Source organism: Micromonospora violae (genome assembly GCF_004217135.1).
Taxonomy (GTDB): Bacteria; Actinomycetota; Actinomycetes; order Mycobacteriales; family Micromonosporaceae; genus Micromonospora; species Micromonospora violae.
On record NZ_SHKK01000001.1, the window covers coordinates 621,342 to 646,438 of the forward strand.

General features: G+C 72.0%; 20 protein-coding genes and 1 riboswitch. Of the genes, 9 read left to right on the forward strand and 11 right to left on the reverse strand.

Going from position 1 to position 25,097, the window contains the following annotated elements; translation table 11 throughout:
* The first annotated feature begins 227 nt into the window (after positions 1–227).
* From EV382_RS02795 to EV382_RS02805, 3 genes are read left to right on the forward strand one after another with little or no spacing between them, the layout of a single operon-like run.
* The gene (locus EV382_RS02795) at positions 228–7,484 is read left to right on the forward strand and encodes a non-ribosomal peptide synthetase/MFS transporter (RefSeq protein WP_208758298.1); all 7,257 of its coding nucleotides are present in this window, start codon (positions 228–230) and stop codon (positions 7,482–7,484) included.
* Between the two features lie 28 nt (positions 7,485–7,512).
* Positions 7,513–8,436 (forward strand): pyridoxal-phosphate dependent enzyme, encoded by a 924-nt coding sequence (locus tag EV382_RS02800; protein WP_130400082.1) that lies wholly within the window; start codon positions 7,513–7,515, stop codon positions 8,434–8,436.
* 28 nt (positions 8,437–8,464) lie between these two features.
* Positions 8,465–9,421: a fatty acid desaturase family protein gene (locus EV382_RS02805; RefSeq protein WP_130400083.1), complete on the forward strand. Its 957-nt coding sequence runs from the start codon at positions 8,465–8,467 to the stop codon at positions 9,419–9,421.
* A gap of 13 nt (positions 9,422–9,434) precedes the next feature.
* Here the strand turns inward: EV382_RS02805 and EV382_RS02810 are convergent, their stop codons facing one another.
* The 4 genes from EV382_RS02810 to EV382_RS02825 form a co-directional block, all read right to left on the reverse strand.
* Positions 9,435–10,172 carry an amino acid ABC transporter ATP-binding protein gene (locus tag EV382_RS02810; protein ID WP_130408370.1) on the reverse strand — a complete coding sequence of 246 codons (738 nt, stop codon included), beginning with the start codon at positions 10,170–10,172 and terminating at the stop codon, positions 9,435–9,437.
* A gap of 5 nt (positions 10,173–10,177) precedes the next feature.
* On the reverse strand, positions 10,178–10,951 hold the full coding sequence (locus EV382_RS02815; protein ID WP_130400084.1) for an amino acid ABC transporter permease: 774 nt from the start codon (positions 10,949–10,951) through the stop codon (positions 10,178–10,180).
* 39 nt (positions 10,952–10,990) lie between these two features.
* Complete coding sequence (locus tag EV382_RS02820) at positions 10,991–11,890, reverse strand: ABC transporter substrate-binding protein (RefSeq protein WP_130400085.1); 900 nt, start codon at positions 11,888–11,890, stop codon at positions 10,991–10,993.
* A 270-nt stretch (positions 11,891–12,160) separates the two neighbouring features.
* A riboswitch (SAM riboswitch) is annotated at positions 12,161–12,272 on the reverse strand.
* A gap of 74 nt (positions 12,273–12,346) precedes the next feature.
* Complete coding sequence (locus EV382_RS02825; protein WP_130400086.1) at positions 12,347–14,302, reverse strand: amino acid transporter; 1,956 nt, start codon at positions 14,300–14,302, stop codon at positions 12,347–12,349.
* Between the two features lie 154 nt (positions 14,303–14,456).
* On the opposite strand from EV382_RS02825, the gene corA reads away from it, so the two are divergent.
* The gene (corA, locus tag EV382_RS02830; RefSeq protein WP_130400087.1) at positions 14,457–15,581 is read left to right on the forward strand and encodes a magnesium/cobalt transporter CorA; all 1,125 of its coding nucleotides are present in this window, start codon (positions 14,457–14,459) and stop codon (positions 15,579–15,581) included.
* 39 nt (positions 15,582–15,620) lie between these two features.
* On the opposite strand, the gene EV382_RS02835 is transcribed toward corA, so the two are convergent.
* Both EV382_RS02835 and EV382_RS02840 read right to left on the reverse strand, forming a co-directional pair.
* Positions 15,621–15,806 (reverse strand): hypothetical protein, encoded by a 186-nt coding sequence (locus EV382_RS02835; protein WP_130400088.1) that lies wholly within the window; start codon positions 15,804–15,806, stop codon positions 15,621–15,623.
* A gap of 203 nt (positions 15,807–16,009) precedes the next feature.
* Positions 16,010–16,525, reverse strand: coding sequence for a 2'-5' RNA ligase family protein (locus tag EV382_RS02840; RefSeq protein ID WP_130400089.1), 516 nt, complete (start codon positions 16,523–16,525; stop codon positions 16,010–16,012).
* A 79-nt stretch (positions 16,526–16,604) separates the two neighbouring features.
* Here EV382_RS02840 and EV382_RS02845 point away from each other — a divergent pair, with 79 nt between their 5' ends.
* From EV382_RS02845 to EV382_RS02855, 3 genes are all read left to right on the forward strand, one after another.
* Positions 16,605–17,114, forward strand: a complete 510-nt coding sequence (locus EV382_RS02845; protein WP_130400090.1) for a mycothiol transferase — start codon at positions 16,605–16,607, stop codon at positions 17,112–17,114.
* Positions 17,115–17,210: 96 nt separating this feature from the next.
* Positions 17,211–17,600, forward strand: coding sequence for an SCP2 sterol-binding domain-containing protein (locus tag EV382_RS02850; RefSeq protein WP_130400091.1), 390 nt, complete (start codon positions 17,211–17,213; stop codon positions 17,598–17,600).
* Positions 17,597–19,660: an amylo-alpha-1,6-glucosidase gene (locus EV382_RS02855; protein ID WP_130400092.1), complete on the forward strand. Its 2,064-nt coding sequence runs from the start codon at positions 17,597–17,599 to the stop codon at positions 19,658–19,660. The genes EV382_RS02850 and EV382_RS02855 overlap by 4 nt, the downstream gene beginning before the upstream one ends.
* 52 nt (positions 19,661–19,712) lie before the next feature.
* Here EV382_RS02855 and EV382_RS02860 read toward each other — a convergent pair whose 3' ends face one another.
* Positions 19,713–20,216: a DinB family protein gene (locus tag EV382_RS02860; protein WP_130400093.1), complete on the reverse strand. Its 504-nt coding sequence runs from the start codon at positions 20,214–20,216 to the stop codon at positions 19,713–19,715.
* Positions 20,217–20,348: 132 nt separating this feature from the next.
* Between EV382_RS02860 and EV382_RS02865 the strand changes: the two genes are divergently transcribed.
* Positions 20,349–21,254, forward strand: a complete 906-nt coding sequence (locus tag EV382_RS02865) for a DUF72 domain-containing protein (RefSeq protein ID WP_130400094.1) — start codon at positions 20,349–20,351, stop codon at positions 21,252–21,254.
* A 50-nt stretch (positions 21,255–21,304) separates the two neighbouring features.
* Here the strand turns inward: EV382_RS02865 and EV382_RS02870 are convergent, their stop codons facing one another.
* Positions 21,305–21,676 carry a hypothetical protein gene (locus EV382_RS02870; protein ID WP_130400095.1) on the reverse strand — a complete coding sequence of 124 codons (372 nt, stop codon included), beginning with the start codon at positions 21,674–21,676 and terminating at the stop codon, positions 21,305–21,307.
* Positions 21,677–21,815: 139 nt separating this feature from the next.
* Positions 21,816–22,445 carry a hypothetical protein gene (locus EV382_RS02875; RefSeq protein ID WP_130400096.1) on the reverse strand — a complete coding sequence of 210 codons (630 nt, stop codon included), beginning with the start codon at positions 22,443–22,445 and terminating at the stop codon, positions 21,816–21,818.
* 198 nt (positions 22,446–22,643) lie between these two features.
* Here EV382_RS02875 and EV382_RS32545 point away from each other — a divergent pair, with 198 nt between their 5' ends.
* Positions 22,644–22,814 carry a hypothetical protein gene (locus EV382_RS32545; protein ID WP_165435703.1) on the forward strand — a complete coding sequence of 57 codons (171 nt, stop codon included), beginning with the start codon at positions 22,644–22,646 and terminating at the stop codon, positions 22,812–22,814.
* A gap of 61 nt (positions 22,815–22,875) precedes the next feature.
* Here EV382_RS32545 and EV382_RS02880 read toward each other — a convergent pair whose 3' ends face one another.
* Complete coding sequence (locus EV382_RS02880) at positions 22,876–23,739, reverse strand: alpha/beta hydrolase family protein (RefSeq protein WP_130400097.1); 864 nt, start codon at positions 23,737–23,739, stop codon at positions 22,876–22,878.
* Between the two features lie 100 nt (positions 23,740–23,839).
* Positions 23,840–25,096, reverse strand: coding sequence for an SGNH/GDSL hydrolase family protein (locus EV382_RS02885; protein WP_130400098.1), 1,257 nt, complete (start codon positions 25,094–25,096; stop codon positions 23,840–23,842).
* Position 25,097: the final 1 nt, after the last annotated feature.

Below are 25,097 nucleotides of genomic sequence, written 5' to 3' on the forward strand. Positions count from 1 at the left end.
GCGGGTGAACGGCGTACGTCGGTCAGCGGCGTCGAGGGCGCCGGGCCAGCCGCAGGTCAGCGGCTTACGGTTCCCGCTCGAACCGATCTGACCTGGGCCGCTGCGGTCGGCCGCAGTTGATCTCAATGATGACCAGATGTTCGCCCTCCGGTGGCCCGGACGGTGGGTTGATCTTCGTACGGTGTCGGCGCCGTCCGCTGGACGGGTCGAAGGTCGAGGAGAGATCCGTGTCCGTCATCCCCACCGTCAGGTCGCCCGAACCGGGCCGAAGCGTCGTCGCCCAGTACGCGGTCTCGGCGTACCCGCCCGCCGGAGTGCTCGACCAGATCGAACAGCACGCCCGTCGGTCCCCCGACCGGCCGGCGCTGTGCGACGACGCCGGTGCGATCGGCTACGCCGACCTTCTCCGGCGGATCGACGCGTTGGCCACGGTGTTGCACGGGCACGGGGTCGGCCGGGGCGCACTGGTCGGCGTCTGCCTGCCCCGGGGGCGTGACGCCATCGTGGCGATGCTGGCCGCGATCCGCGCCGGGGCCGGTTACCTGCCGCTGGATCCCGCCTATCCGTCGAACCGGCTGGCGCTGATGGTCGCCGACGCCCGGCCCACGTTGGTGCTCACCGGTCACGGTGCGGCGGAGCTGCCGGCCGGTACCCCACTGCTGAGCCTCGACCGGGAGGTGACCGTCTCGCCCGGAAGAGCGCCCGCCAGTGTGGCGTCCGACCCCGAGGACCCGGCGTACGTCATCTTCACCTCCGGTTCGACCGGCCGGCCCAAGGGGGTCAGCGTGCCCCGGCGGGCCCTGCAGCACTTCTGCCGGGCGGCCGGTGAGTGCTACGACCTGGGCCCCGACGACCGGGTGCTCCAGTTCGCCTCGCTCAGCTTCGACGCCAGCATCGAGGAGATCTTCCCGCCGCTGTGCGCGGGCGCGACAGTGGTCATCCGGGACGAGGACGCGATCAGCAGCCCCCGCCGGTTCCTTGAGCACTGCGCCCGGCACCAGATCACCGTGCTGGACCTGCCCACCGCGTACTGGCACGAGGTGGTCGCCGCTATCGACAGCGGTGACGCCACGCTGCCGGCAAGCGTTCGGCTGGTCATCATCGGCGGAGAGGCGGCACAGGCCGGCGCGGTCAGTCGCTGGCAGGCCCGGGTGGGGGCCCAGGTCCGGCTGCTCAACACGTACGGACCGACCGAGGCCACTGTCGTCGCCACCTGCGCCGACCTGACCGGGTGGTCCGGTGCCGGGCCGGTCCCGATCGGCCGTCCGCTGCCCGGGGTGAGTCTCCGTGTGCTCGGCGAGGACGGCCGTCCGGTGGCCCCCGGTGAGCCCGGTGAGCTGCGCATCGGCGGACCGGGCGTGGCCACCGGCTATCTGCGCCGTGCGGAACTGACCGCCGAGCGTTTCCCGCTCGATGCCGACGGGCGGGTCACGTACGCCACCGGTGACCGGGTGCGGGAACTGTCCGACGGCCAGTTGACCTACCTGGGTCGGCTGGACGACCAGGTGAAGATCCGCGGGTTTCGAATCGAGCTGGGCGAAATCGAGGCGGCGTTGCGTCGGTTGCCCGAGGTCACCGACGCGGTGGTGCTGGTCGACCAGGGCAGCGGGCAGCCGCGGCTGGTGGCGCACCTGCTGAGCACGGCCAGCACCACCCTCGACCCGGCCGACGTACGCCGAAGGCTCGGTGTCGACCTGCCCGCCCACCTGGTGCCGGCGGCGGTCCTCGGACACCGTGCGTTTCCGCTCACCGCGCAGGGCAAGGTGGACCGCGCGGCGCTGGCCCGTCTGCCGCTGCCCGCCCCGGCTGGGCCGACGGCTGCCACGGGCACCGACACCGACCCGCTGGTGGCGGCCCTGGCCGCCCGCTGGACCGACGTGCTCGGCCTGCCAGCGGTCGGCCCGGACGACGACCTGTTCGCCCTGGGCGTGGACTCGCTCGACGCCATCCGGCTGATCAGCGTGGTCCGCCGCGACCACGGAGTCGAGCCGACGCTCACCCAGCTCTACGCCGCGCCGACACCGACCCGGCTCGCCGCGCTGATCCGTACCCTGGCGACCGCCACCGCCCCGACGGACCCGCCTGCCGTGACTCCCACTGTGGAGCCGGACGGTGCCGTGCGGCTGCCCCTCGCCGGCCTGCAACAGGACTTCTGGATCGCCGAGCAGGTCTGCGTGGATCTGCCCGCGCATACCCTGGGCATCCGCTACCGGCTGCCGGACGAGGCTCGCGCCGACCTGCTCGCGGCGAGCCTCGACGATCTGGTGCGGCGGCATCCGGCACTGCGCTCGCGCGTCCTGCTCGTCGGCGACGAGCCGCACCTGCGCGTCGAGCGGTCCGGGCGACTGCCGCTGACCGAGGTGGACCTGCGCGACGTCGAGGTGACGCGACGGGCGCAGCACGCCGCCGAGGTCCGCGACAGGGCGGTACGGCAACCGTTCGACCTCGCCGTCGGGCCGCTGGCGCGGGCCGTGCTGATTCGGGACGGGTCGGCCGACGAACTGCTGCTCGTGGTGCACCATCTGGTCTTCGACGGATGGTCGGCAGGTCTGTTCGGCGACGAGCTGGCCGAGCGGTACGCCCACCACAGTGCGCGTACCGGCGATTCCGTGACCGCCCCGGTCGAACCCGCTGGCGACCCGACGGCGCTGGCCGCGCTGGCCCGGCTGCGCGTCGCCAGCGCGGCCGACCCGGCTCTTGTCGACTACTGGCGCGAACGCTTCGCCGACGCGGACCTCGACCTGGAACTCCCCGCCGACCGGCCGCGCCCGGCCACGCGGTCGTTCGTGGCCGGGCGGGTGTCCCGGCAGGTCGACCCGAGCCTGCTCGACGCGCTGCGCGCACACGGACGAACGCACCAGGCCAGCCTTTTCATGGTGCTGCTCGCCGGGCTGCAGACAGTGCTGTCGCGCTACACCGGGCGCACCGACGTGACAGTGCTGGCGCCGGTGGCCGGCCGGAACCGGCCGGAGCTGGAGCGGGTCGTCGGTGCGGCGCTGAACATCCTGCCGATGCGCGGCGACGTCAGCGGCGAACCGAGCTTCACCGACCTGCTGGGACGGGTCCGCGCGGCAGTCCTGACCGACCTGGATCACCAGGACCTGCCGTTGCCCCAAATCATCACGGCCACCGGTCGGCAGGCGTCGGCGAACCGCAACCGGCTCACCGGGGTGATGCTCACCGTGCACAACACGCCGGTGCCCCGCGCCGGGGGCCTGCGGTACGCCGGCGAGGTCGCACCCGCCGCGACCATGGTGGACCTCGCCGTCGGTCTGGACTTTCCAGTGGACGGCCCGGTGCTCAGCATCGACTACGCCACCGAGCTGTTCGACGCGGAGCGAGTCGACGCACTGCTGGATCACCTGCTCACCCTGCTGACCGCAGCAGTTACGACGCCGGACACCCCGGTCACCCGGCTGCCGATGCTGAGCCCCGCCGAGACCGCCCGAATCCTGCACGACTGGAACGACAGCGCCGCGCCGCTGCCGGCCGTCACCGCACTGCACCAGCTCTTCGAACGATGGGTGGCGCAGCGTCCGGACGCGCCCGCGCTGACCTGGCGGGACGAGACGATCACCTACGCCGAGCTGAACCAACGGGCCAACCGGTTGGCCCGGGTGCTGCGCGCCGACGGTGTGCTGCCCGGCAGCCGGGTCGCGATCTGCCTGGACCGGGGCATCGAGCTGTTCGTCGCCATGTGGGCGGTGCTCAAGGCCGGCGGCGCGTACGTGCCGCTGGACCCGGCGTACCCGGCCGACCGGCTGCGCTACATGATCGATGACAGCCGGGCCGCAGTCCTGGTCACCCGCCTGGACCTGGCCACCGCGCCGGCCGCCGGAGCGTCGGTGCGGGTGGTCGCCCTGGACCGGGACACGGACCGGCTCGCCGCCGCCGACGACGGCGACCTCACAGTGGTCACCGCCGGGGCCGATCCGGCATACGTCATCTACACCTCCGGTTCCACCGGCCGTGCCAAGGGTGTGGTGGTCAGCCACCACAACCTGGTGCACGCCGCCGACATGTGGCAGCGGGCCTACCACCTCGAACCCGGCTGGACCTACCAGCAGGCGGCGAGTTTCTCGTTCGACATGTTCGTCGGGGAGACCTTGCGGGCGCACTGCACCGGCGGTCGACTGGTGGTGGTGCCCCGCGAGACCCTGCTCGACCCCGCCGCCCTGTACGCGCTGATGCGTGCCGAGCGGGTCGAGTGCACCGAGCTCGTTCCGGCGGTGCTGCGCACCCTGCTCGCGTACGTGGCACAGGCGGGGGAGCGGTTGGACTTCGTCCGCCTGCTCATCGGCGGCGGCGAGAAGTGGCATGTGCGGGAGTACCGGCAGGCCCGCGACCTGGTCGGGCCGGGCGGTCGGGTGGTCAACGCCTACGGGGTCACCGAGGTCAGCGTCGACAACGTCTTCTTCGACGGGGATGTCGACACGCTGCCCGACGACGCCCCACTGCCGATCGGCCGACCGTTCCCCAACAACCGCGTCTACGTGCTGGACGCGCACCGCCAACCGGTGCCGGTGGGTGTCGTCGGTGAGTTGTACCTGGGCGGGGTGGGGGTGGCGGTCGGATACCACGACCGGCCTGAGCTGACCGCCGAGCGTTTCGTCACCGACCCGTACGTGCCGTCGGCGCGGATGTACCGCACCGGCGACGGCGCGCGGTTCCGCCCCGACGGCACCGTGGACTTCCTCGGTCGGCTCGACGACCAGGTGAAGGTCAACGGTTACCGGGTGGAGTTGGGCGAGATCGAGGCGACCATCGCAGCCCTGCCCGACGTGCTGGCCTGTGCGGCGGCGGTCCACGAGGGGCAGCACGGGCTGGCCCGGCTGGTCGCCTACCTGGTGCCCCGACCCGGCGTCACCCTCGACGAACGGGCGGTACGCGACGCGGCGGCCGCGACCCTGCCGGCGCACATGGTGCCGGCCCGGCTGCTGACCCTGCCCTCCCTGCCGCTGACGCCGAACGGCAAACTCGACAGGCGGGCACTGCCCGCGCCACCGGAGGTCGACGCCGCCGCCACGGGAACGCCGCCGGGCACCGACACCGAACGCCGGATCGCCGACGTCTGGTGCGCCGAGCTGGGTCGCGTGACGGTCGGCATCGACGACAGCTTCTTCGCCCTCGGCGGCGACTCGTTCGCCGCGCTGCGGCTGGTCCGCCGAATCGACAGCGGGCTGGCGCTGGTGGAGTTGTACCAGCACCCCACCGTCCGCGCCATCGCCGCTCTGCTCGACGAACGGGCCGCCGGCGCGGACCGGGGCGAGGGTCTGCTGCACCGGCTCACAGCGAGCGACGCCGACCCGGCCAGCGGCGGGATGACCATCGTCGCGGTGCCGTACTCCGGGGGCAGTGCCATCTCCTACCAGCCGCTCGCTGACGCGTTGCCCAGTGGCTGGGCCCTGTACGCCGTGGAGTTGCCCGGACATGACCGCAGCCGACCGGACGAGGCGACGCAGCCCGGTGCCGAGGTGGCCGAACGGGTGCTCGCTGAGCTGCGCGACATCGCCGGCCCGGTGGTCCTCTACGGGCACTGCCTCGGCACCGCGGTCACTCTCCAGATCGCCCACCGGGCCGAGGCGGAGGGAGTGGATCTGCGTGGCGTCGGGTTGGGCGCGAGCTTCCCCACGGCCCGGCTGCCCGGCCGGCTCTTCGACTGGTTCTACCGGCTCGTGCCGACCGACCGGTTCACCTCGAATCGGGAGTACCTGTCGTACCTGCGGGCCCGGGGCGGTTTCACCGACGTGGCCGACCCGGCCGACGAGGCGTTCGTGCTGCGCAACGTCCGGCACGACGCCCGCGACGCCGAGGAGTACTACACCGCCGCCTACCGGAACCCGGACCACCCCCGCCTGCGTGCGCCAGTGCTCGCCGTGATCGGCGAGCGGGACCGGGTCACCGAGCTGTACCAGGAGCGCCATCAGGAATGGACGCACGTCGCCGAGCAGGTCGAGCTGGCCGTCCTGCCCCGGGCCGGGCACTTCTTCGTGCGTACCCACGCCGTGGGTCTGGCCGAGGCGTTGGTGGGGCACGCCTCGCGGGCGGTGCCGACGACCGACGTCGCGCCCACCCCACCGCCCGGGCCCGCGCCGGCCGTCGTGGCGCAGCCGGGTGGCCCGGCGCCCAGCCTGTCGCGGTTCGCGGTGGTCGCGTTCGGCCAGTTCGTGTCGATGATCGGCAGCGGGCTGAGCACGCTGGTGCTGAGTATCTGGGTCTACCAGCAGACCGGCGCGATCACCGACTTCGCGGTGGTCAGCGCGGTCGGCATGCTGCCCGGCATCCTCGCGGGGCCGATCGCCGGCGCGGTCGCGGACCGTTGGGACCGGAGACGGGTGATGCTGGTCAGTGACGCCGTCGCGGCAGCGGCCATGGTGGCGCTGGTGCTGCTGGTCACCGTCGGCGGCGGACTGCGGCTGTGGCAGATCTACCTGGCCGTGTCGGTCACCTCGTTGGCCGGTGCGTTCCAACGCCCGGCGTACCTGGCGGCGGTGGCCCAACTCGTGCCGAAGCGCTACCTGGGGCACGCCAACGGGATCAGCCAACTCGGCGTGGGCGTGGGCCTGGTCTTCGCGCCGTTGCTCGGCGCCGGTCTGATCGGTGTCATCGGCATCCGAGGGGTGATCCTGATCGACGTGTCGACGTTCTGCGTCGGCGCGCTCACCCTGCTGCTGGTCCGTTTCCCGGACCGCCTCTTCCGCCGCCGGGAGGAAGCCTTCCGTACCGAGGTGGCCAACGGCTGGCGTTACGTCGCCCGCCGACCCGGGCTGCGGGCCGCGTTGCGGTTCTTCGTCATCGACCACGCCTTCTACACCCTCGGCTTCGCGGTGATCACCCCGATGCTGCTGATCGAGCAGTCCCCGGTGGCGCTCGGCCTGGCCCTGTCCGCCGGCGGCGTCGGGGGTCTGCTCGGCAGCCTCACCATGGGTCTCTGGGGCGGCACCGCGCGGCGAGCCACCGGGATGATCCTGTTCATGGGCGTGGCCAGCCTCGCGATGGCCGTGGTGGGCATCGGCGCCAGCCCGGCCTTCGCGGTGGTCGGCATGTTCGCCCTCACCTTCGCCGAGTCCCTGATCGACGGGCACTGGATCGCGCTGATTCAGACGAAGGTGGGCTTCGACCTGCAGGGTCGCGTCCTGTCGATCTTCATCACCGTGATGATGCTGACCATGCCGCTGGGTTACCTGGTGGTCGGCCCGCTGGCCGACCACTACGTCCAGCCGCTGCTGGAGCCCGACGGCGCGCTGGCCGCCACCGTCGGAGCGGTCATCGGCACCGGGCCGGGTCGCGGTCTGGCCCTGCTCGTCGTCCTCAGCGGTCTGCTCCAGCTCGGCTGGGCGATCCGGGGCTGGTGCAACCCCACCCTCCGGCTGATCGAGGACGCCCTGCCCGACGCCCTGCCCCCCGCCGAGATCGGCGACCGGGACGACCTGCAACGCCAGGCCGACGCCCTGCTCGCCGCCGGTGCCCCGGCCCGGTCCTGACCCCACCACCCCCTCACCTAGGAGCAGCATGTCCACGGTCAGCATGGCACCTGTCGACGCGCCCACCGACGCCTTCGGAACCCCACTGATCGAGGCGACCGGCCTGGTGCCCGGCGTCCACATCCTGATCAAGGACGAGACCCGGTACGCGTCCGGCAGCCACAAGGAACCGGCCGCACGCGCGGTGGTGGCCCGAGCCGTCGCCGAGGGTCGTACCGAGGTGGTCGTCGCCACCTGCGGCAACTACGGCCGGGCGATGGCCATGGCCTGCCGGGCAGCCGGCATGACCTGCACCGTCGTGCTGCCCACCGGGTGGAGCGACGGCGGCGAGTTCATGCGCGCCGCCGGGGCCCGGGTGCACCTCGTCGAGGGCAGCTACGAGGACGCCGTCGACGAGTCACGCCGACTCGCCCAGGCGCCCGGGGCGGTCGACGGCAACGTGGACGGCCCGTACGTCAACGCGGTCCTCGCCGGGCACGGTGTGGTGGTCGCGGCGCTGCGCGCGGCACTCGACGAACCACCGGCGCAGCTGTGGATCCCTGTCGGCAACGGCACCACCGTCATCGCCGTGCACCGGCGGCTCCGTGAGCTGGGCTGGCCGACAGTGCTCCAGGGCGTCTGCTCGGCCGGGAACAACCCGGTGGTCACCAGTTGGCCCGGCCCGTACCGGATGTTGCCGCCGGACGCGGTGACCACCACCGACCACAACCAACCCCTGGTCAACTGGCATGCCCTCCAGGGCCCGGAGGCGATGGCCGCGATCTCCGACACCGGCGGGGCGGTGCACGGGGTCGACGACGACCAGCTCCAGCGCGCTCGGGAGTCGCTCGCCGGTCACGGCGCGTACCCCACCACTGCCGGTGCGGTCGCCCTCGCCGGGCTGCTGGCCCGCGCCGAAGCGCCGGGCGGGCTCTCCGCCGGCACCCACGTCGTGCTGCTCAGCGGTCGCTGAGCGCCCTGCCCACTGCTAAGGACCTCGGATGACGATCACCGCCCCGCCCGCCGCGACCCGCCCCCCGGCCACACCGACCGGTGGACCCGCCCTGCTCTTCCGCCGCGCCCGGGTCAGCCGCGCCGATGAGCGGATCTTCGTCGGCAAGCTGGCCCTGCTTGCGGTGCTGACCGCGGTCGGTGCGGTTCTGGCGCTGCGCTCCGAGCCGCTGTCGATCGTGGCCGGCGTGCTGCTGCTCGCCGCCATGTACACGCACGCGGTCGAGTTGCAACATCAGTGCCTGCACCACTCCGCGTTCCGCCGTTCGTTGCCGCACCGGCTGGTCGGTGTGCCACTGGGCATGCCGCTGCTGGTGGTCTACTCGCACTACCGGGTGCGGCACCTTCAGCACCACCGTTACCTGGGCACCCCGCAGGACACCGAGTTCTTCGGCTTCGACACCCGCCGGCCGTTGACCATCGGGGTGCTCGTCCGCGGCCTGTTCGACTACCCCCGACTCGGTGCTGTCGGTCTGGAGATCCTGCGCGCCGCCGCCGGCCGCTGGCGCTACGCCCACGGCGAGATCGCCCCCGCCATGCGGCGGCGGATCGTCACCGAGCACCTGCTGCTGGGTGTCGCGGTGCTGGCCGCCGTCGGCCTGGCGTTGACCGGGCACGGCGCGTACCCGCTGCGGCTGTGGGTGCTGCCGCTGCTGGTGGCGGTGCCGTTGCACTTCCTCGTGGAACTGCCCGAGCACCTGCTGTGCGAGACCGACACGACCGACGTGCTGCGCAACACCCGGTCGATCCGGGGCAGTTGGCTGAGCACGTGGTTCACCAACGGCAACAACCTGCACATCGAGCACCACGCGGCGATGAGCGTGCCGATCAACCAGCTGCCGTCGCGGCACGAGGAGACCCGCCGGTACGGTCAGCATGTGCAACGCAGCTACGCCGAGTTCTACCGCCTGCTCTGGGAGGCGGTACGTCCCCGGGCCCGGGCCTGACGGACGCCCGCAGTCAGAGCACCTGGTCGAGGAACCGGCGCAGCCGCGGATGCTCGGCCCGTTCGAAGATCGCCTCGGGCGGCCCGGCTTCCAGCACCACGCCCCGGTCCATGAAGGCGACGGTGTCGGCGACCTGCCGGGCGAAGCCCATCTCGTGGGTCACCACCACCATGGTCATCCCGGCGGCGGACAGGTCGGCCATCACCCCGAGGACGCCCTTGACCAGCTCCGGGTCGAGCGCCGAGGTCGCCTCGTCGAAGAGCATCACCTCGGGCCGCAGCGCCAGCGCGCGGGCGATCGCCACCCGCTGCTGCTGACCACCGGAGAGCTGCGCCGGTCGGGAGTTCGCCTTGCCGGCCAGCCCCACCAGGTCCAACTGGGCGCGGGCGACCGCGTCCGCCTCGTCGGCACCGAGCTTGCGCAACCGGCGCAGCGCCAGCGTCACGTTGCGCAGGACGCTCATGTGCGGGAAGAGGTTGAACTGCTGGAACACCATGCCCACCCGCTGCCGCAGCGCGTCCGGGTCGTCGCCCAGCACGCTGCGCCCGTCCAGCAGCACGTCGCCCCGGTCCGGTTCGATCAGCCGGTTGATGGTGCGCAGCAGGGTGGACTTGCCCGACCCGGACGGGCCGATGACGCAGGCCGTCGCGCCGCGCGGCACCGCGAGGTCGACGCCGCGCAGCACCCGGTTGGGTCCGAAGGCGAGGTGTACGTCGCGGACGTCGAGGCTCACCGAGGTGGTCGTTTCGATGGCGGTCATCGCCGGTCTCCCTGGGTGGCGGCGGGCAGCAGCAGCTCGTCGGCCTCGTCGTCCGGCGCGGTGGCCGGTCGTCCGTGGCGCAGCCGCCGGTCGATCCAGTTCACGATGTGCGTCAGCGGGACTGTCAACGCCAGATAGCAGAGCCCCGCCAGCAGCAGCGCCGACTCGTTGCCGGTGGTGGCCGCGTAGTCCTGCCCGATCCGGAACAGCTCCCGCTGGCTGGCCACCAGGCCGAGGAAGTAGACCAGGCTGGAGTCCTTGATCAACGCGATGAGCTGGTTCACCCAGGCCGGCAGCACCCGCCGGATGCCCTGCGGGATGATCACCAGCCGCATCGCGTCCGCCCAGGAGAAGCCGAGCGCCCGCGCGCCCTCCAACTGGGCGGCCTCCACCGACTGGATGCCCGAGCGGAAGATCTCCCCGATGTACGCGGCGGCGATGAGCGACAGCGCCAGGATGCCCAACGGGTAGGGGTCCGGCCCCCACACCTGCATGCCCAGCGGCGCCAGCCCGACGCCGATCAGCAGGATCGTCGCCGCGGCCGGCAGCCCCCGGAACACGTCGGTGTAGACCCGCGCCGGCCAGCGCAACCAGCGGCTGCGGGAGATGCCGGCGACGGCCAGCAGCAGGCCCAGCACCGAGCCGAGCAGGGCGGCGGAGACCGCCAGGATCAGCGTGTTGGGCAGCCCGACGGTCAGCATCTCGGGCAGCGCCTCGCGCATCGCGTCGGCGTCGAAGAAGGTCTCCCACAGGGTGCTCAACGGATCCATCGGTTGCTCCTCCTGCCGCCCCGCTCGCTCGTCACCGGCTCAGGACGCGGCCGACGCGGACGCCGACGGCGTGGTCGGCCCGGTAGGCGTGGTCGACGCGGCCGAAACCTTCACCGTGCCGCTGCCCGGCGTGAAGTCCGCCGGGATCGGCCGGCCCGGGTAGTACTGCTGCTGCAACCGGGTCCAGGTGCCGTCGGCGATGACCTCGTCGAGGGCCCGGTTCAGCGCCTCGCGCAGCTTGTCGCTGCCCTTGGCCACGGCGTACGCGGTCGGTGCCGGGCTGAGCTGCTTGGCCGCCACGGTGATCTTGCCGTTGCTGTCGGTGGCCGACTTCTCGCCGATCTCCGCCGGGGCGATCCAGGCGTCGGCGGTGCCCGCCTTGAGCTGGTTGATCGCGCCGTTGTAGTCGGGTACCCGCACCGGGTTGAGCTGCTTGCCGGTGGCGTAGTCGTCCTGGACCGTGCCCTGCACCACCACGACCCGCTTGCCGGTGAGCTGGTCGAAGCTGGTGATCGGTGAGCCGGCGGGGACGTCCAGGCCGAAGTAGCCGAAGTCGTAGCCGTTGCCGAAGTCGACGGTCTTCTTGCGGGCCTCGGTGATGGTGATCGAGGAGCTGCCGACGTCGAACTTGCGGTTGTTGACCTGGCTGAGCAGCGCGGAGAAGTCGGTGCCGACGAACTCGACCCGGAGCCCGAGCTTGCCGGCCACGGCGGTCAGCAGGTCGTTGTCGAAGCCGGTGAACTTTCCGTCCTTGAGGTACACGTTCGGCGGGGCGTCGGTCAGCGTGCCGGCGCGCAGCACGCCCGGCTGGGCCAGACCGTACGGGTTGGCGGTGGCGTCGGACGAACTGTCGTCGCCGCAGGCGGTGAGGGTGACGGCGGCCAGGATCGTGGCCGTGCCCAGGGCGGCGGCGCGGGTCAGGGCAGGAAGGAATCGCACGGGTGTCTCCGAAGGGTGGTGTCTCGGCGCGCACGGACGTGCGCAACCGACGGGGCGCCCAGTGGGCGTACCGGTGGAAAGGAGCTCGGGAGGGGGTGAGCTAGCGCGTGCTGCCGCGACAGGCGGCGCTGCACATTCGCATCAGGTCCACGTGCCGTCGCCGGGTCAGAGTGGGCGAGGGTCGACCGGTGCGGACGTCCGCGATGGCGGTCGGTGGGGCGGTGCTGAGGATGCGCATGGTTCTCCCGGGTCTGTGCTGACCTGGGTGCCAGGCCACGCTTGCACCGACGTCGTGTCGGTGCCTGGTCTTCACCCGGGGCACCCCACCGCGGAGGAGGGTTGCCGGCCAGCGAGCCGGGGCTTCGCGCTGGCACTCATGACCTGCGCCGAGGCTAGCAGCAGGAACGGGCGGGCCGTCCAGTCGATATGACCACGCTCACCGTGCGCGTTCGCAGGTCAGCCGGCGTGCACGTGCGGTCGACGGTGCGGGTCGGGCTCCTGGCGGCGCAGGATCTCCCGGGTCACCGAGGCGATGGCGCCGTCTCCGAACGCCAGGTAGCGCAGCACGTTGCGAGCCGGGCCGCCCTCGGACCACTCGAAGTAGATGTGGGGGCGTCGTCGGCTGCGGTCGCGGATCTCCAGGAGCAGGGCGGCGAGCGCGGTGGGCACCGAGGAGCTGGCCAGGCTGAGCACCGGGAAGCGGCCGTCGGCCACGCTGCCACGGACCAGCAGCTCGGTCTCGAAGTCGGACGGGTCGGTGACCTCGACCTCGACGAAGATGACGTCGCTGTCGTCGGGGAAGTCGTTGTCCGCCATCGTCTGCGCCAGCTTGGCGCGGTACTCCGCCTCGTCGCGCCCATCGGGTTCGTGGGCGATGAGACGGATCCGTCGTCCGGCGCGTTCGTCGATCATCCGGGTCGCGGCCGGGTCCAGCTCGACGTGGTCGACGCGCAGTTCGTAGGCCCGCATCAGCCGGGACAGCACCGACACCAGGATGATCCCGCCGATGAAACACCCCGCGATCTTGACGCCACTGGGGCGCTCCACCACGTTCGCCACAGTGGTGTACACGAAGATCACCGCGATGACTCCGAACGCGATGGTGCGACCGCGCTGCCGCTGCCGCAGCGCCGCGAGCGTCACCGCCGTCGCAGCCGAGGTGATCAACACCAGGACCCCGGTGGCGTACGCACCGCCCTGCGCGTCCACGCTGGCCTCGAAGACGACAGTGATCAGGAAGGCCACGGCGGTGAAGACCAGCACCAGCGGCCGGACGGCTCGCGCCCAGGCTGGCGCCATGCCGTAACGGGGCAGGTAGCGCGGCACGAGGTTGAGCAGGCCCGCCATCGCCGACGCCCCGGCGAACCAGAGGATTCCGATGGTGGAGAGGTCGTAGGCGGTGCCGAACACCTCGCCGAGGTGGGCGTGCGCCAGGTAGGCCAGTGCCCGCCCGTTCGCCGACCCGCCCGGCTGAAAGGCCTCCGGCGGGATGAGCACGGTGGTCGTCACGCTGCTGGTGATCAGAAAGACGCTCATGATCACCGCTGCGGTGGTGAGGAGCCGGCGTGCGCCACGGATCCGGCCCAGCGGTCGTGCCTCCGAATCCGTCGGGTCGCCCCGTACGGTGGGCATGACCGCCACCCCGGTCTCGAAGCCGGACAGACCCAACGCCAGCTTGGGAAAGACCAGCAGCGACAACCCGACCACCAGCCACGGATCACCATGCCGGGTGGTCAGCATGGTGGTCCAGTCGCCGACCGCGCTCGGATGCGTCACCACCCGCCACAACGCGTCGGCCACCACCACCGCGTTCAGGCTCAGATAGACCGCGACCAGGACCACGGCGATCCCGACGGCCTCGCTGAATCCCTTGAGGAACACCGCGCCCAGCAGCGCCACGAGCAACAGCGTGAGCAGCACCTCGTGACCCTTGAGCCCGCTCGGCCAGAACGGGTTCTCGTCGATGTGCGCCGTCGCGTCGGCGGCCGAGAGGGTGATGGTGATGATGAAGTCGGTGGCCGCGAAACCGAGCAGCACCAGCACCAGCAACTTGCCCGGCCAGTAGCTCAGCAGGCGTACCAGCATCGCGATGGAGCCCTCACCGTGCGGGCTCTCCACCGCGACCCGTCGGTAGACCGGCAGCGCGCCCAGCAGGGTCACCAACACCAGCACCAGCGTCGCCACCGGCGAGAGCGCGCCGGCGGCCAGCGCGGCGATGCCGGGCTGGTAACCCAGGGTGGAGAAGTAGTCGACGCCGGTCAGGCACATCACCTTCCACCACGGGTGGTGCCGGTGCTCCGGTGGGCGTCCGTGCGGCCCCGGGTGCCGCAGGGCCTGGTCCGAGCCGGCGTCGAGCAGCCACCCCCGTAGCCGGCCGGTGCCTCTGACCTTCACCGGCGCGTCCCCCGTCATCCCGCCCACGGTCACCGTGAGTATCCGCCCGTCGGGCCGTCCCCGTCCCCAGGTGCGCGGAACCCAGCCGACGGCACGGCGGGTTTCGGGCCCCGGGCAGGGGGGAAGCAGCGCCCCGGGCTGGACCGGACGGCACCGGGGGAGGGGACGGGGCATGGTCGGTGGCCGGCGCTTCCGCCCGGGTGGTGGCTTCGGCCGCCAACTCGACGAGTACGAGACGAGGGTCGGGGTGGCGGCGGCCCCGGAGTCGCCCGCCGCGCTCCAGGGCGGTCTGGTGGACAGCGCGGTCTACCGGCAGGGGCACCGGTTCGCTTCGCCGTCCGGTCTCGCCGAGACGTACCGCTGCCTTCAGGAGCAGGACGGCGCGATGGCCTGGATCGGGTTGTACCGGCCCGACATCGGCCAGATCACCTCGCTGGCCCGCGAGTTTCGGCTGCACGACCTGGCGGTCGAGGACGCGATCAACGCCCACCAGCGGCCCAAGCTGGAACGCTACGGGCACACCCTGTTCGTGGTGCTGCGCGCCGCCCGCTACGACGACCTCCGGGAGGAGGTCGAGTTCTCCGAGCTGCACCTGTTCATCGGGCCGGGCTTCGTGATCACCGTCCGACATGGTGAGGCGCCGGATCTGGCCGCGGTGCGCCGGCGGATGGAGACCGAGGCGCAGATGCTCGCCCGGGGCCCGGAGGCGGTCCTGTACGCGATCCTCGACCAGGTCGTCGACGGGTACGCACCGGTGGTGGCCGGACTGGAGAACGACATTGACGAGATCGAGACCCAGGTGTTCGGGGGCGACCCGAACGCCAGCCGTCGCATCTACGGCCTCAGCCGCGAGGTCATCCAGTTCCAGCGGGCCGCCCGTCCGCTGCTCAGCGTGCTCGACGCGCTGGCCGACGGCAGCACCAGCGCCGACGAGGAGCTGCGCCGCTACCTGCGCGACGTGACCGACCACCTGACCCAGGTGGTGGAGCGGGTGGACGGTTTCCGGCACCTGTTGCAGAACATCCTCACCGTCAACGCCACCCTGGTGTCGCAGCAGCAGAACGAGGAGATGCGCAGTCTCACCGCGGCCAGCTACAGCCAGAACGAGGAGCTGAAGAAGGTGTCCTCCTGGGCGGCGATCCTCTTCGCTCCCACGCTCATCGGCACCGTGTACGGCATGAACTTCGTCCACATGCCGGAGCTGCACTGGCGCTTCGGCTACCTCTTCGCGCTGCTGTTGATGCTGCTGGTCTGCGGCACCCTCTATGTGATCTTCAAGCGGCGCGGCTGGCTCTGAGTCGCCCCGGGTGGCGGGGCGCTGCTGAGCGGCCCGGCTCTACTCGATGCCGCGCAGGATGTGCCGCTCGTCCTCGACGTCGTCGTCGCCGGCGCTGATCCGACCGAGCAGTACGGCGGCCGCCCAGATCGTCAGTGGCGTGGCCGCCCCGGTCATTCCGCCGCCGGTCTGGTCGTCCCGGGTCTGGCTCCGCTCCGTGCGCGGTGGCCTGCGCTGAGCCTGCATGGGCCCTGCCTCTCCTCGTCGAAGCCGCCGTGGGCGCCGCGAGGTGACCCCGCGCCGCACCACCGGGTGAACCGCCTACGAGCAGCTCCGGTACGACAGCCACTCGAACCTTCCCACGCCCGGCGGCATCCGCACCGCTTGTTTTCGGGTTTCCGACTGACGCCCGCCAAACCGGACATTACGCGTCGACGGTCGAGGCCCGGTCAAGCCAGCGGGTGGGCGATGCCGCGCGCGTGATCGGTGAGCGCCGCGCCGACCACCGTCGCGGCCAGCGGCAACACCTCCAGGCAGCGGCGCACCGCGGCGGCCATCAGTGTGTTCGGCACCCGCATGGAGAGCGTGCAGTGCGGCACCCAGCGCCCCGGCTGGTAGTGCTCGGCGAGGGGGATGCCGGCGGCGGCGAGCCGGTCGTGCACCAGCCGGTGGTGCGCCAACAGCTCCGTCGTGGCCACCGGGCCGAGCCAGAGCACCCGACCGACGAACTGGCCGGCGTGCTGGAAGTCCAGCCGCAGCGGGGCGGCCACCGTCGTCCCCTGTAGCGCCTCGGCGACCTGCTCCGGGTCGAAACGGGGGGCCACCGCGAGCGAGACGTGTGGACGGTGACGCTGCTCCAGCAGCGAGCGCATGCTCTGCACCCCCTCGGCCTCCAGCGCGTCCCAGAGCACCCGGATCCGGCGGGTGGCATCCGGGTCCAGGTACAACTCCAACGCGGCGACCATTTGATCACCGTAGCGGCCGAGGTTTGCGCGCCCCGGCGCGGCGGTACCTGGTCGGCAACCGACCAGGAAGGCGGAGCCGGTGAATGTGAGTGACCTGCTGACCGAGGCGTACGACCGGCTGCCCGACCTGGTCCGTGCAGCCGTCGCCGGACTCAGCCCGGAGCAACTGCGCCATCAGCCCGCGCCGGACGCCAACTCGATCGGTTGGCTGGTCTGGCACCTGACCCGGATCCAGGACCACCACGTAGCCGACCTGCTCGACCGCGACCAGATCTGGGTGAGCGGCGACTGGGCGGGTCGGTTCGGGCTCACCGCCGACCCCGACGACACCGGCTACGGGCACTCGCCCGCACAGGTCGCGGCGGTTCGGCCGGAGAGCCCCCAGGCGCTGATCGACTACTACGAGGCCGTCGCGGCGCGTACCGGATCGTTCCTGGCCGGCCTGCGCCCAGCGGACCTGGACCGCGTGGTCGACGAGGCGTGGGATCCGCCGGTCACCCTCGGCGTCCGGCTGGTCAGCGTCGTCGAGGACGACCTGCAACACGTGGGCCAGGCCGCCTACCTGCGGGGCTTGATCGAGGCCGGCTGAGGAACCCGCGCCACTCGCGGCACCTCACCCGTTTCGGGTGAACCGCGCTCACCCCGACCCGGGTGATCCTGCCTGGAGCCGTGGGGAGGGGACCTGATGGGCGCGACAGCGGAGCAGTACCTGCAACAGCTGGACGCTGACCGGCGTCCCGACCTGCCGGAGACCACCGTGGGGACGCTGCGGCTGGACGTGCGCGACGACGGCAGCACCGATCACTGGTACCTGACCATCCGCGACCAGCAGGTCCAGGTGGCGCGGTCGACCGAGGACGCCGACCTGGTGGTCGGCGCGGACCGGTCGGTGTTCGACCAGATGGCCAACGGTGAGTTGCATCCCGGTGCCGCAATGCTGCGCAACGAACTGACCGTGCAGGGCAACATGCGACTGCTGATGCTGCTGCGGCGGATCTTCGCAGGGCCGACCGGCGCCCGTCATCCGCGAGAGCTGGGCCAGCGCGCGGTGGACGCTCGGGAGGAACGGTCGTGAAGCAGGAACTGCTGCACGTGATCGCCGGCAACGTGTTCGCGATCTTCGACGCCCAGGGCGACATCGAGGCCGACCCGCGGGAACCGGTCGGGCTCTTCGCGTACGACACCCGCTTCCTGTCGCACTGGGTGCTCCGGATCAACGGCGAACGCATCAACGCGCTCTCCCGCGACGACATGACGTACTTCGAGACCCGGTTCTTCCTGGTCCCCGGCGCGGCCAGCCACTACGTCGACGCCGACGTGTCGATCATCCGCCACCGCTCGATCCACGACTGTCTGCACGAGAAGATCACCGTGCTCAACCACTCGCCGCAGCCCGCCGACTTCACGATACGAATGGAGATGGGCAGCGACTTCACCGACATCGCCGAGATCGGGCACCCGCGCGAGCGGGCCGTCGAGATCACCGCCGACTCGGCGAACCGGCAGCTCATGCTGCGGTATCAACGGCAGCGCTTCGTCCGCCAGACCACCGTGCGGAGCACCGTCGACGCCGACGTGGACGAGCGAGGAATGACGTTCCGGATCCGAATCCCCCCGGAGGGGAAGTGGGAGACCGACCTGCACGTCGCCCTGACCATGGGCGGCGCGGACGGGCAGGACATCCGCGACTCCCTGGAGTCCCACCAGCGGGCCGTGCGGACGGGGATGCGCGAGAGCCTGACGGACTGGATGAACCAGGCGCCGCAACTGGTGGCCGAACGCGAAGGGCTGGAAGAGATGTACCGGGGCAGCCTCGCCGACCTGGCGGCGCTGCGGTACCGGCCGCTGTCGTACGACACCAGAGTGCCGATCGCCGGCCTGCCGTGGGCGATGTGGTTGTGCGGACGGCACAGCATCTTCACCTGTCTGGAGACGCTGGCGTTCACCCCGCAGCTGGCCCCGGCGACGCTGCGGATGCTGGCCTTCATGCAGGGCGGCCAGCTCGACGACGATCTGGACGAGGAGCCGGGCAAGATCCTGGCGCACCTCCGCTACGGCGAGTCCGGCGCGTTCGGCGACCGGGCGAGCGCGCTGTACTACGGCGCGGCGGACACCACCCCGCTCTTCGTCGTCCTGCTCGACGAGTACGAGCGGTGGTCCGGTGACGCGGACCTGGTACGCGAGCTGCGCCACCCGGCCCGGATGGCGCTGGACTGGATCGACGAGTACGGCGACCTGACCGGGGACGGCTACGTGCGGTACCAGCGTCGCAACGAGCGGCACGGCGCGATCAACCAGGGCTGGAAGGACTCCCCGGACGGGATCGCCAGCGCCGACGGCCAGCAACCCGCCTTTCCCCGCGCCACCTGCGAGTTGCAGGGCTACGCGTACGACGCGAAGCGGCGCGGCGCCCGGCTGGCCCGGGAGTTCTGGGGCGACCCCGCGTACGCCGACCGGCTGGAGCGGGAAGCCGCCGCCTTGAAGGACCGTTTCAACCGGGACTTCTGGCTGCCCCGCCGGGAGTACTACGCGTTGGCGCTCGACCCGTACGGTGAGCCGGTCGACGCGCTGGCCTCCAACATGGGGCATCTGCTGTGGAGCGGCATCGTTCCGCCCGACCGCGCGGAGGCGGTCGCCGAGCACCTGGTCGGACCGCGGTTGTTCAGCGGTTGGGGGGTGCGCACCTTCGCCACCGGGCAGCGCCCGTACAACCCGGTCGGCGTCCACCTGGGTGCGGTGTGGCCGGCGGACAACGCCCTGATCGCCGCCGGGCTGCGCCGTTACCGCTTCGACACGCAGGCCGCCACGGTCGCGGGCAGCATCTTCGACCTGGCGCAGACTCTCGGTGGGGCGGTCCCGGAGGCGATCGCCGGCCACGAGCGCAGCCTGACGAAGTATCCGGTCCAGTTGCCGGGGGCCGCCCGCCCGCAGGCGTGGTCGTCCGGGGCGCTGCTGTCGCTGTTGGCCACCACCCTCGGGTTGCGACCCACCGGCGACAACCTGCTGGTGAACCCCGCGGTGCCCGAGGGGCTGGGTCGGCTGGAGCTGCTGGACGTCCCGGGCCGCTGGGGCCACGCCGACGCCTACGCCAGGGACCGGACCAGCGAGAGCCGGCACCACGCCCGGCTGCGCTGAGGCCGGACGCGGTCAGCGCGCGGTCAGCACGCGCCGACCGCGCACGCCAGGGTCAGCCCATCGTCCTGGCACCGTCGATCGACTCGCGCAGGATGTCGGCGTGCCCGGCGTGCTGGGACGTCTCGGCGATCAGGTGCAGCAGCACCCGGCGGACCGTCCAACTCGCTCCCGGCTCGAACCAGGGTGCCTCCGGCAGCGGGTGGGCCGCGTCCAGGTCAAGGGTGGCGACCAACTCGTCGGTCTGGTCGGCCACCTGCTGGAACCCCTCGACCAGCCCGGCGAGGGTCTCGCCCGGCGCCATCTGGAACTGACCGACCCAGTCGACCTCCTCGCGGCTCATCGCCTCGGCGCCGCCGACGGCGAAGAGCATCCAGCGGTGCTCGACGCCGGTCACGTGCTTGATCAGGCCGCCGAGGCAGAGGCCGCTGACGGTGGGACGGGTGGCCGCCTGCTCGTCGGTGAGCCCGTCGACGGTCTGCAAGAGGAAACCGCGGTGCCGGCGGAGCGCTTGCAGGAGGTCCGTGCGCTCACCGGTGAGCTGCCGCGTGCTGGTCATGCCGCCACCCTTCGTTGATGTCCACTGGGTGTCACCGTAGGGCGAGGGACCGACACTTCCGGGCACCACACCTGTCGACGCACGACCCGCCAGCGGTTGCCGATCCGCGCCGATGGCTGTCCACTGAACAACATGGGTGTCATTAAGGTGGGCACGTCGTCCTGGGCGGACCAGTCCCTGTTGCGCTCCGGGTGGTACCCCCGCTCGGCCAGCACGCCGGCGCGTCGGCTGGGCTTCTATGCCAGCCGGTTCCCGTTGGTCGAGGTGGACACGTCCTACTACGCCATCCCGGTGCCGGAGACGACCCAGGGCTGGGTGGCCGCCACCCCGGACGACTTCACCTTCGACGTCAAGGCGTTCAGCCTCTTCACCGGTCATCCGACGCCGGTGGCCGTGCTACCCCGGGACCTGCGTCCGGCCGTCGGCCCGAGCCGGATCCGCCGCCGCGACCTGCCCGAGCGGACGTACGACGAGCTGTGGGCCCGGTTCCGCGCGGCCCTCGACCCGATCGCGGCGGCCGGCAAGCTCGGTGTGGTGATGATGCAGTTCCCCCCATGGCTGGTGCGCAGCCCCGCGGCCGAACGCCGGATCGTCGAGCTGGCGCAGCGCTGCCGCCCGTGGCGGGTGGGGGTGGAGCTGCGGCACGGCTCCTGGTTCGACGCCGCCGCCGCGGCGGACACACTGGACCTGCTCCGCGCCCATGACCTGTCGGTGGTCTGCGTCGACATGCCGCAGGGACACCCGTCGTCGGTGCCACCGATGCTGACCATGACGGCCGAGCCGGCGATCGTCCGGTTCCATGGACACAGCGACGCCTGGGGCGACGGCGACAAGGAGGACAGGTTCCGCTACGCGTACGCCGACGACGAGCTGCGGCACTGGGCCGGGCTGCTGGCCGCGTTCGCCGGTCACCCCGATGAGGTGCACGTGCTGTTCAACAACTGCTGCGCCGGGCAGGCGCAACGCGACGCCACCCGGCTGGCGCAGCTGCTCACCGAGACGATGCTCGCCGATCACGCCGTCCCGACGACGAGCTGATCGTCGCGTTCCGTGCCGCCCGGTCGTCGGACGGCCGGGCGCGGGTCCGCTCAGGAGCGCCGTCCCCGGCTACGGAGCGCGTCCTGGGTCGACTCGCCGATGTCCGCGTCGTCGGGGAAGCTCCGGCCGCTGGGGGCGGGGTCGGGTGGGGCACCCGGTCCGGCCATCGTTGTCCGGGTCGGCTCGACCGAGCCGAAACCGTGTCGTCCCGCCGGGTCCGACCGGCCCGTCGGGGCGCCCGCGCGCCGTTCGCCGCGCCGCCCCTCGGGCACCGCGGTCTCCTCACTGCCCTCGTCCATCGGGGAGTCGTCGCCGGTGCCCCAGGGCGCGTCGGCGTCGAAGTCGTCGCCGGTGCCCCACGGCCTGGTCGCCTCCGGCTCCAGCCGGTCGTTGTTCCCGCCGCGTCCCTCGTCCGCCGTCATGGCCACCCCGCTCGTCGGTCCGCCGCTACCGGCGGACGATGTGCCGTCCTCGGGCCCGGACCGCCCGCCCGATCTCGTCGCACGGCCGGTCAGCGCCCCGCCGTCGAGGTGGCGGCGGGACGCCGGCCGGCCCGGCGCTTCAGCGTCCGGCCATCGCCATCGGTCGCTTGCCGTTGCTCATTCCCGCCATCTTGATCATGCTCTTCGAGGCGCCCTTCATCCCACCGGCGCGACCGAGCATCCCGCGGAACACCTGGCCGGGCTTCTGCTGCTCACCCATGTACGCGGTGACCACCACCAGGGTTCCGGTCAGCGCCGGAATGGCCCACTGGAGCAGCTTCATCTGCCGCTGCGACGAGGCCACACTGGCTGGGGTCTGCTGGTTCGGTTCGGTCGCGCCGCTCACCGACGGGCCGCCGGCCTTCTCCAACCGCATGCCGACCAACCGGCTGTAGCCGGTGACCGCCAGCGCGCCGATGGTCAACGCGGTCTTGATGGCGCTGGCCCGGCCCACGCCGGACTGGGCCGCCACCCGTGGGCTCTCGGTCACCAACTCGCCGACAGCGCCGGCCAGGTGGGCGCCGATCGCGGCCGCGTTGACCGGAGTCCACTTGGACCATCCGGCCGAGGCGACCGGGAGCCGCTGGGTCGAGTCGCTGATTCTCGCCGCCGCGCCGTTGACGCCGAAGGCACCCATGAGGGAGCCGCCAAACCAGGCCGCCAGGCCCAGATCGTGCATCGAGCGCAGTGCGGTGTGCCGTTCGGACATGTGATCCCCTTCCGCCGTGTCGGGCGGTGCGGCTTACCCGCCGCTCGGGCGGCTAACCCCGCCCCGGGCGGGCCGATCCACGCCGTGACGGGCAGCTACCCGGACATCCGGGGCGTCGGCGGGTCGACCCCGCCCGGGCAGGAGTCGTTCGCCCGGTGGTGGGTAGATCCCGAGCGACGCCGACGAGAGGGGAACGCGATGTCGCAGCCGGACGAGAACCGGGAGAAGACCCCCAAGACTGACGCGGTGCTCATGCACCCCGGCAACGACCCACACCGCAACACCGCCGAGGTCGCACCCCGGAAGGAGCACGCGGAGATCCAGGTGGAGCGCGACGGCGAGCTGGTGCCGCTGGACCAGGACGAGTAGCGGGCCGCCGCTCGCCGACCGACCGGTACCGGTCGCGGCACGCCGATCGGGCCGGTGTCGGTCAGCGGGGCGGCAGGTCGCTGGCGAACCCGGCGATCCGCCGCGCCAGCGGGCCGCTCGCGCGGACCCAGGTGAAGTGGTCCAACGCCGTCCCGGCCTGCGCCACTGTGTACCGCTGCCGGGTCACCGGCGCGCCGTCGAGCTTCGCGCAGAGGTGGTCCATGGTCTCGTGCGGGGTGTACTGGTCGTCGTCCACGCTGATGGCGAGCACCGGGGTCCGGACCGCGTGGACGGCGGCCTCGGTGTCCGTACCGTCGAGCCGGGGGAACCGGCCGGTCCGCGCGGTGTACGCCCAGTCACGGATCACGCCGCGCGCCTGTCGACCGCCGAAACCCCAGCCCGGCCAGACCCGGAGCAGCGCCGCCGTGGCGGCGATTCCCTGGGTGTAGGGCAGCACGCCGAGGCCGCGCCGGCCCGGGTACGTCCGCCAGTACGGGATGCCGACCGCGATCAGCGCCAATCCGTCCACCTCGTCGCCGCCGTGCAGGGCGAGGTGCAGCAGCGCGGCCTGCCCGCCGAGCGAGTGCCCGAGCAGCAGTCGGGTGCGTCCGTCCAGCCGCGGCTTGAGGGCGGCCAGGACGGCGCCCACGTCGTCGGCCAGGTCGGCGTAACCGTGCCGGTCCGCCCGGCTCGGTGCGGGCGTGCTCGTCCCGGTGCCACGCAGGTCGGCCACGACCACGGCCAGCCCGGCGGCGCGCAACTCGGCGGCGAAGGGCCGGTAGTACCGGGCGCGCACGCCCATCGCGGGCCAGATCACGACCACCGGCGCGTCCGTCGCTCCGGCCGGCTCCGGATAGACCTGCACACCCAGCCGGCCACCGGCGACGTCGACGAACTCCTGCGCGTACTCCGGGTCCCCGTTCACCGGCCCAGCCTACGTCCTGACGTTACCGGTGGGTAGCGGTCGGCGGCGGACGCGGCGGAGGGCCCCGCCGGTTGGCGGAGCCCTCCGGATGGCGGTGCGGTCAGGAGACCGAGATCGTCCCGTTGCTGGCACGGACGCAGGCCACCGACCGGGCGCTGGTGGACGCCGCTCCGCTCAGGCACTGGCCGAGCACCTGGTGCCCGGTGGCGTTGGGGTGCCACGACTCCTGGCAGGTCTGGAAGTAGCTGACGCAGGTGTTGGCGATCCGCTGGATGGCGATCTTGTCCTTGCCGGCGAGGCTGGTGACGAAGGTGCCGGTCGCGCCGTCCTGCAAGCGGATCGGAGTGGCCAGCGCGCCGGTCGGGCTGCTGGTCTGCTCGCAGAGCCGCGCGCCGTTGAAGGCCTGCTGCACGTTGAGGTACACCAGGTCGTCGCCGGGGAACTCGGCGGCCAGGGCGTCCCTGGTGGACTTCACGATGCCGCCCAGACCCTGGGAGAAGCGGTGCCCCGGCGCCAGGCTGGCCCGGTGGATCGGGCATCCGGCCGCGTACCGCTCGGCACCCAGGGCGCGGAACTTGTCCCGGGTGTCGTCCCGGCTGTCCTCCTCGTGGAACTGCTGGTTCAGGTCCAGCGGCAGCGGGTTGGTGTAGTCCTGGAACACCACCCGGTGCTGACCGTCCGCGTCCACCTCATCGAGGGTGGTCAGGATCTGGCGTACGGCCGCGGTGGTCTCCGCGGTCGCGGCGCTGAGCTGCGCGGCGGTGGCCAGGTCGGCGTCGCTGCACGGCTTCTGCTCCACCGGCCCGTTCAGGTACGCCCAGAACTCCCACCAGCCGGTCCAGGCGTCGGCGATGAACCGGTTGGCGCACTTCTCCGCGACGCTACCGAAGGTGAACGAGCTGTTGTTGGACCCGAGGCCGATCAGCACCAGGTCGATGTCCTGGGTCTGCGCGACGGCACGCAGTTGGCTCAGCTGCGAGGCCACCGTACGACCGTTGGTCCGCGACTGGGAGGCGTTGGCGATGTCGTGTGGCTGGCCACCGGAGCAGGCCAGGTTGAACCGGTTCTGGATGCCCGGCAGGTTGGCCTTGTGCAGCGAGGCGTTCGCCGAACGGTGGCAGAAGAACGCGTTGTTGTTCGCCGCCGTCCAGCCGGGGAAGCCCTGGCTGACGCCGTTGGCGTCGACCACCGGGGTGTACGCCCCGGCGCCCTCGCCGCTGATGAAGCTGTCCCCGAGTGCCACCGCGGCGGTGGGCAACGCGGCCGAGGCGGGTGCGGGCAGCGCGACGGCGGTCGACAGCGCGGCCATGGCGATCGTCAGTCCCGCGGCGAGCGCGGTACGCCGGAACCTGGGCATG

Excerpts from the sequence above, each read along its gene's own strand:
- EV382_RS02800 (WP_130400082.1), top strand. The coding sequence starts at position 7,513 with ATGTCCACGGTCAGCATGGCACCTGTCGACGCGCCCACCGACGCCTTC.
- EV382_RS02805 (WP_130400083.1), top strand. The coding sequence starts at position 8,465 with ATGACGATCACCGCCCCGCCCGCCGCGACCCGCCCCCCGGCCACACCG.
- EV382_RS02815 (WP_130400084.1), bottom strand. The coding sequence starts at position 10,951 with ATGGATCCGTTGAGCACCCTGTGGGAGACCTTCTTCGACGCCGACGCG.
- EV382_RS02825 (WP_130400086.1), bottom strand. The coding sequence starts at position 14,302 with ATGACGGGGGACGCGCCGGTGAAGGTCAGAGGCACCGGCCGGCTACGG.
- corA (WP_130400087.1), top strand. The coding sequence starts at position 14,457 with ATGGTCGGTGGCCGGCGCTTCCGCCCGGGTGGTGGCTTCGGCCGCCAA.
- EV382_RS02835 (WP_130400088.1), bottom strand. The coding sequence starts at position 15,806 with ATGCAGGCTCAGCGCAGGCCACCGCGCACGGAGCGGAGCCAGACCCGG.
- EV382_RS02840 (WP_130400089.1), bottom strand. The coding sequence starts at position 16,525 with ATGGTCGCCGCGTTGGAGTTGTACCTGGACCCGGATGCCACCCGCCGG.
- EV382_RS02850 (WP_130400091.1), top strand. The coding sequence starts at position 17,211 with ATGGGCGCGACAGCGGAGCAGTACCTGCAACAGCTGGACGCTGACCGG.
- EV382_RS02860 (WP_130400093.1), bottom strand. The coding sequence starts at position 20,216 with ATGACCAGCACGCGGCAGCTCACCGGTGAGCGCACGGACCTCCTGCAA.
- EV382_RS02865 (WP_130400094.1), top strand. The coding sequence starts at position 20,349 with ATGGGTGTCATTAAGGTGGGCACGTCGTCCTGGGCGGACCAGTCCCTG.
- EV382_RS02870 (WP_130400095.1), bottom strand. The coding sequence starts at position 21,676 with ATGACGGCGGACGAGGGACGCGGCGGGAACAACGACCGGCTGGAGCCG.
- EV382_RS02875 (WP_130400096.1), bottom strand. The coding sequence starts at position 22,445 with ATGTCCGAACGGCACACCGCACTGCGCTCGATGCACGATCTGGGCCTG.
- EV382_RS32545 (WP_165435703.1), top strand. The coding sequence starts at position 22,644 with ATGTCGCAGCCGGACGAGAACCGGGAGAAGACCCCCAAGACTGACGCG.
- EV382_RS02885 (WP_130400098.1), bottom strand. The coding sequence starts at position 25,096 with ATGCCCAGGTTCCGGCGTACCGCGCTCGCCGCGGGACTGACGATCGCC.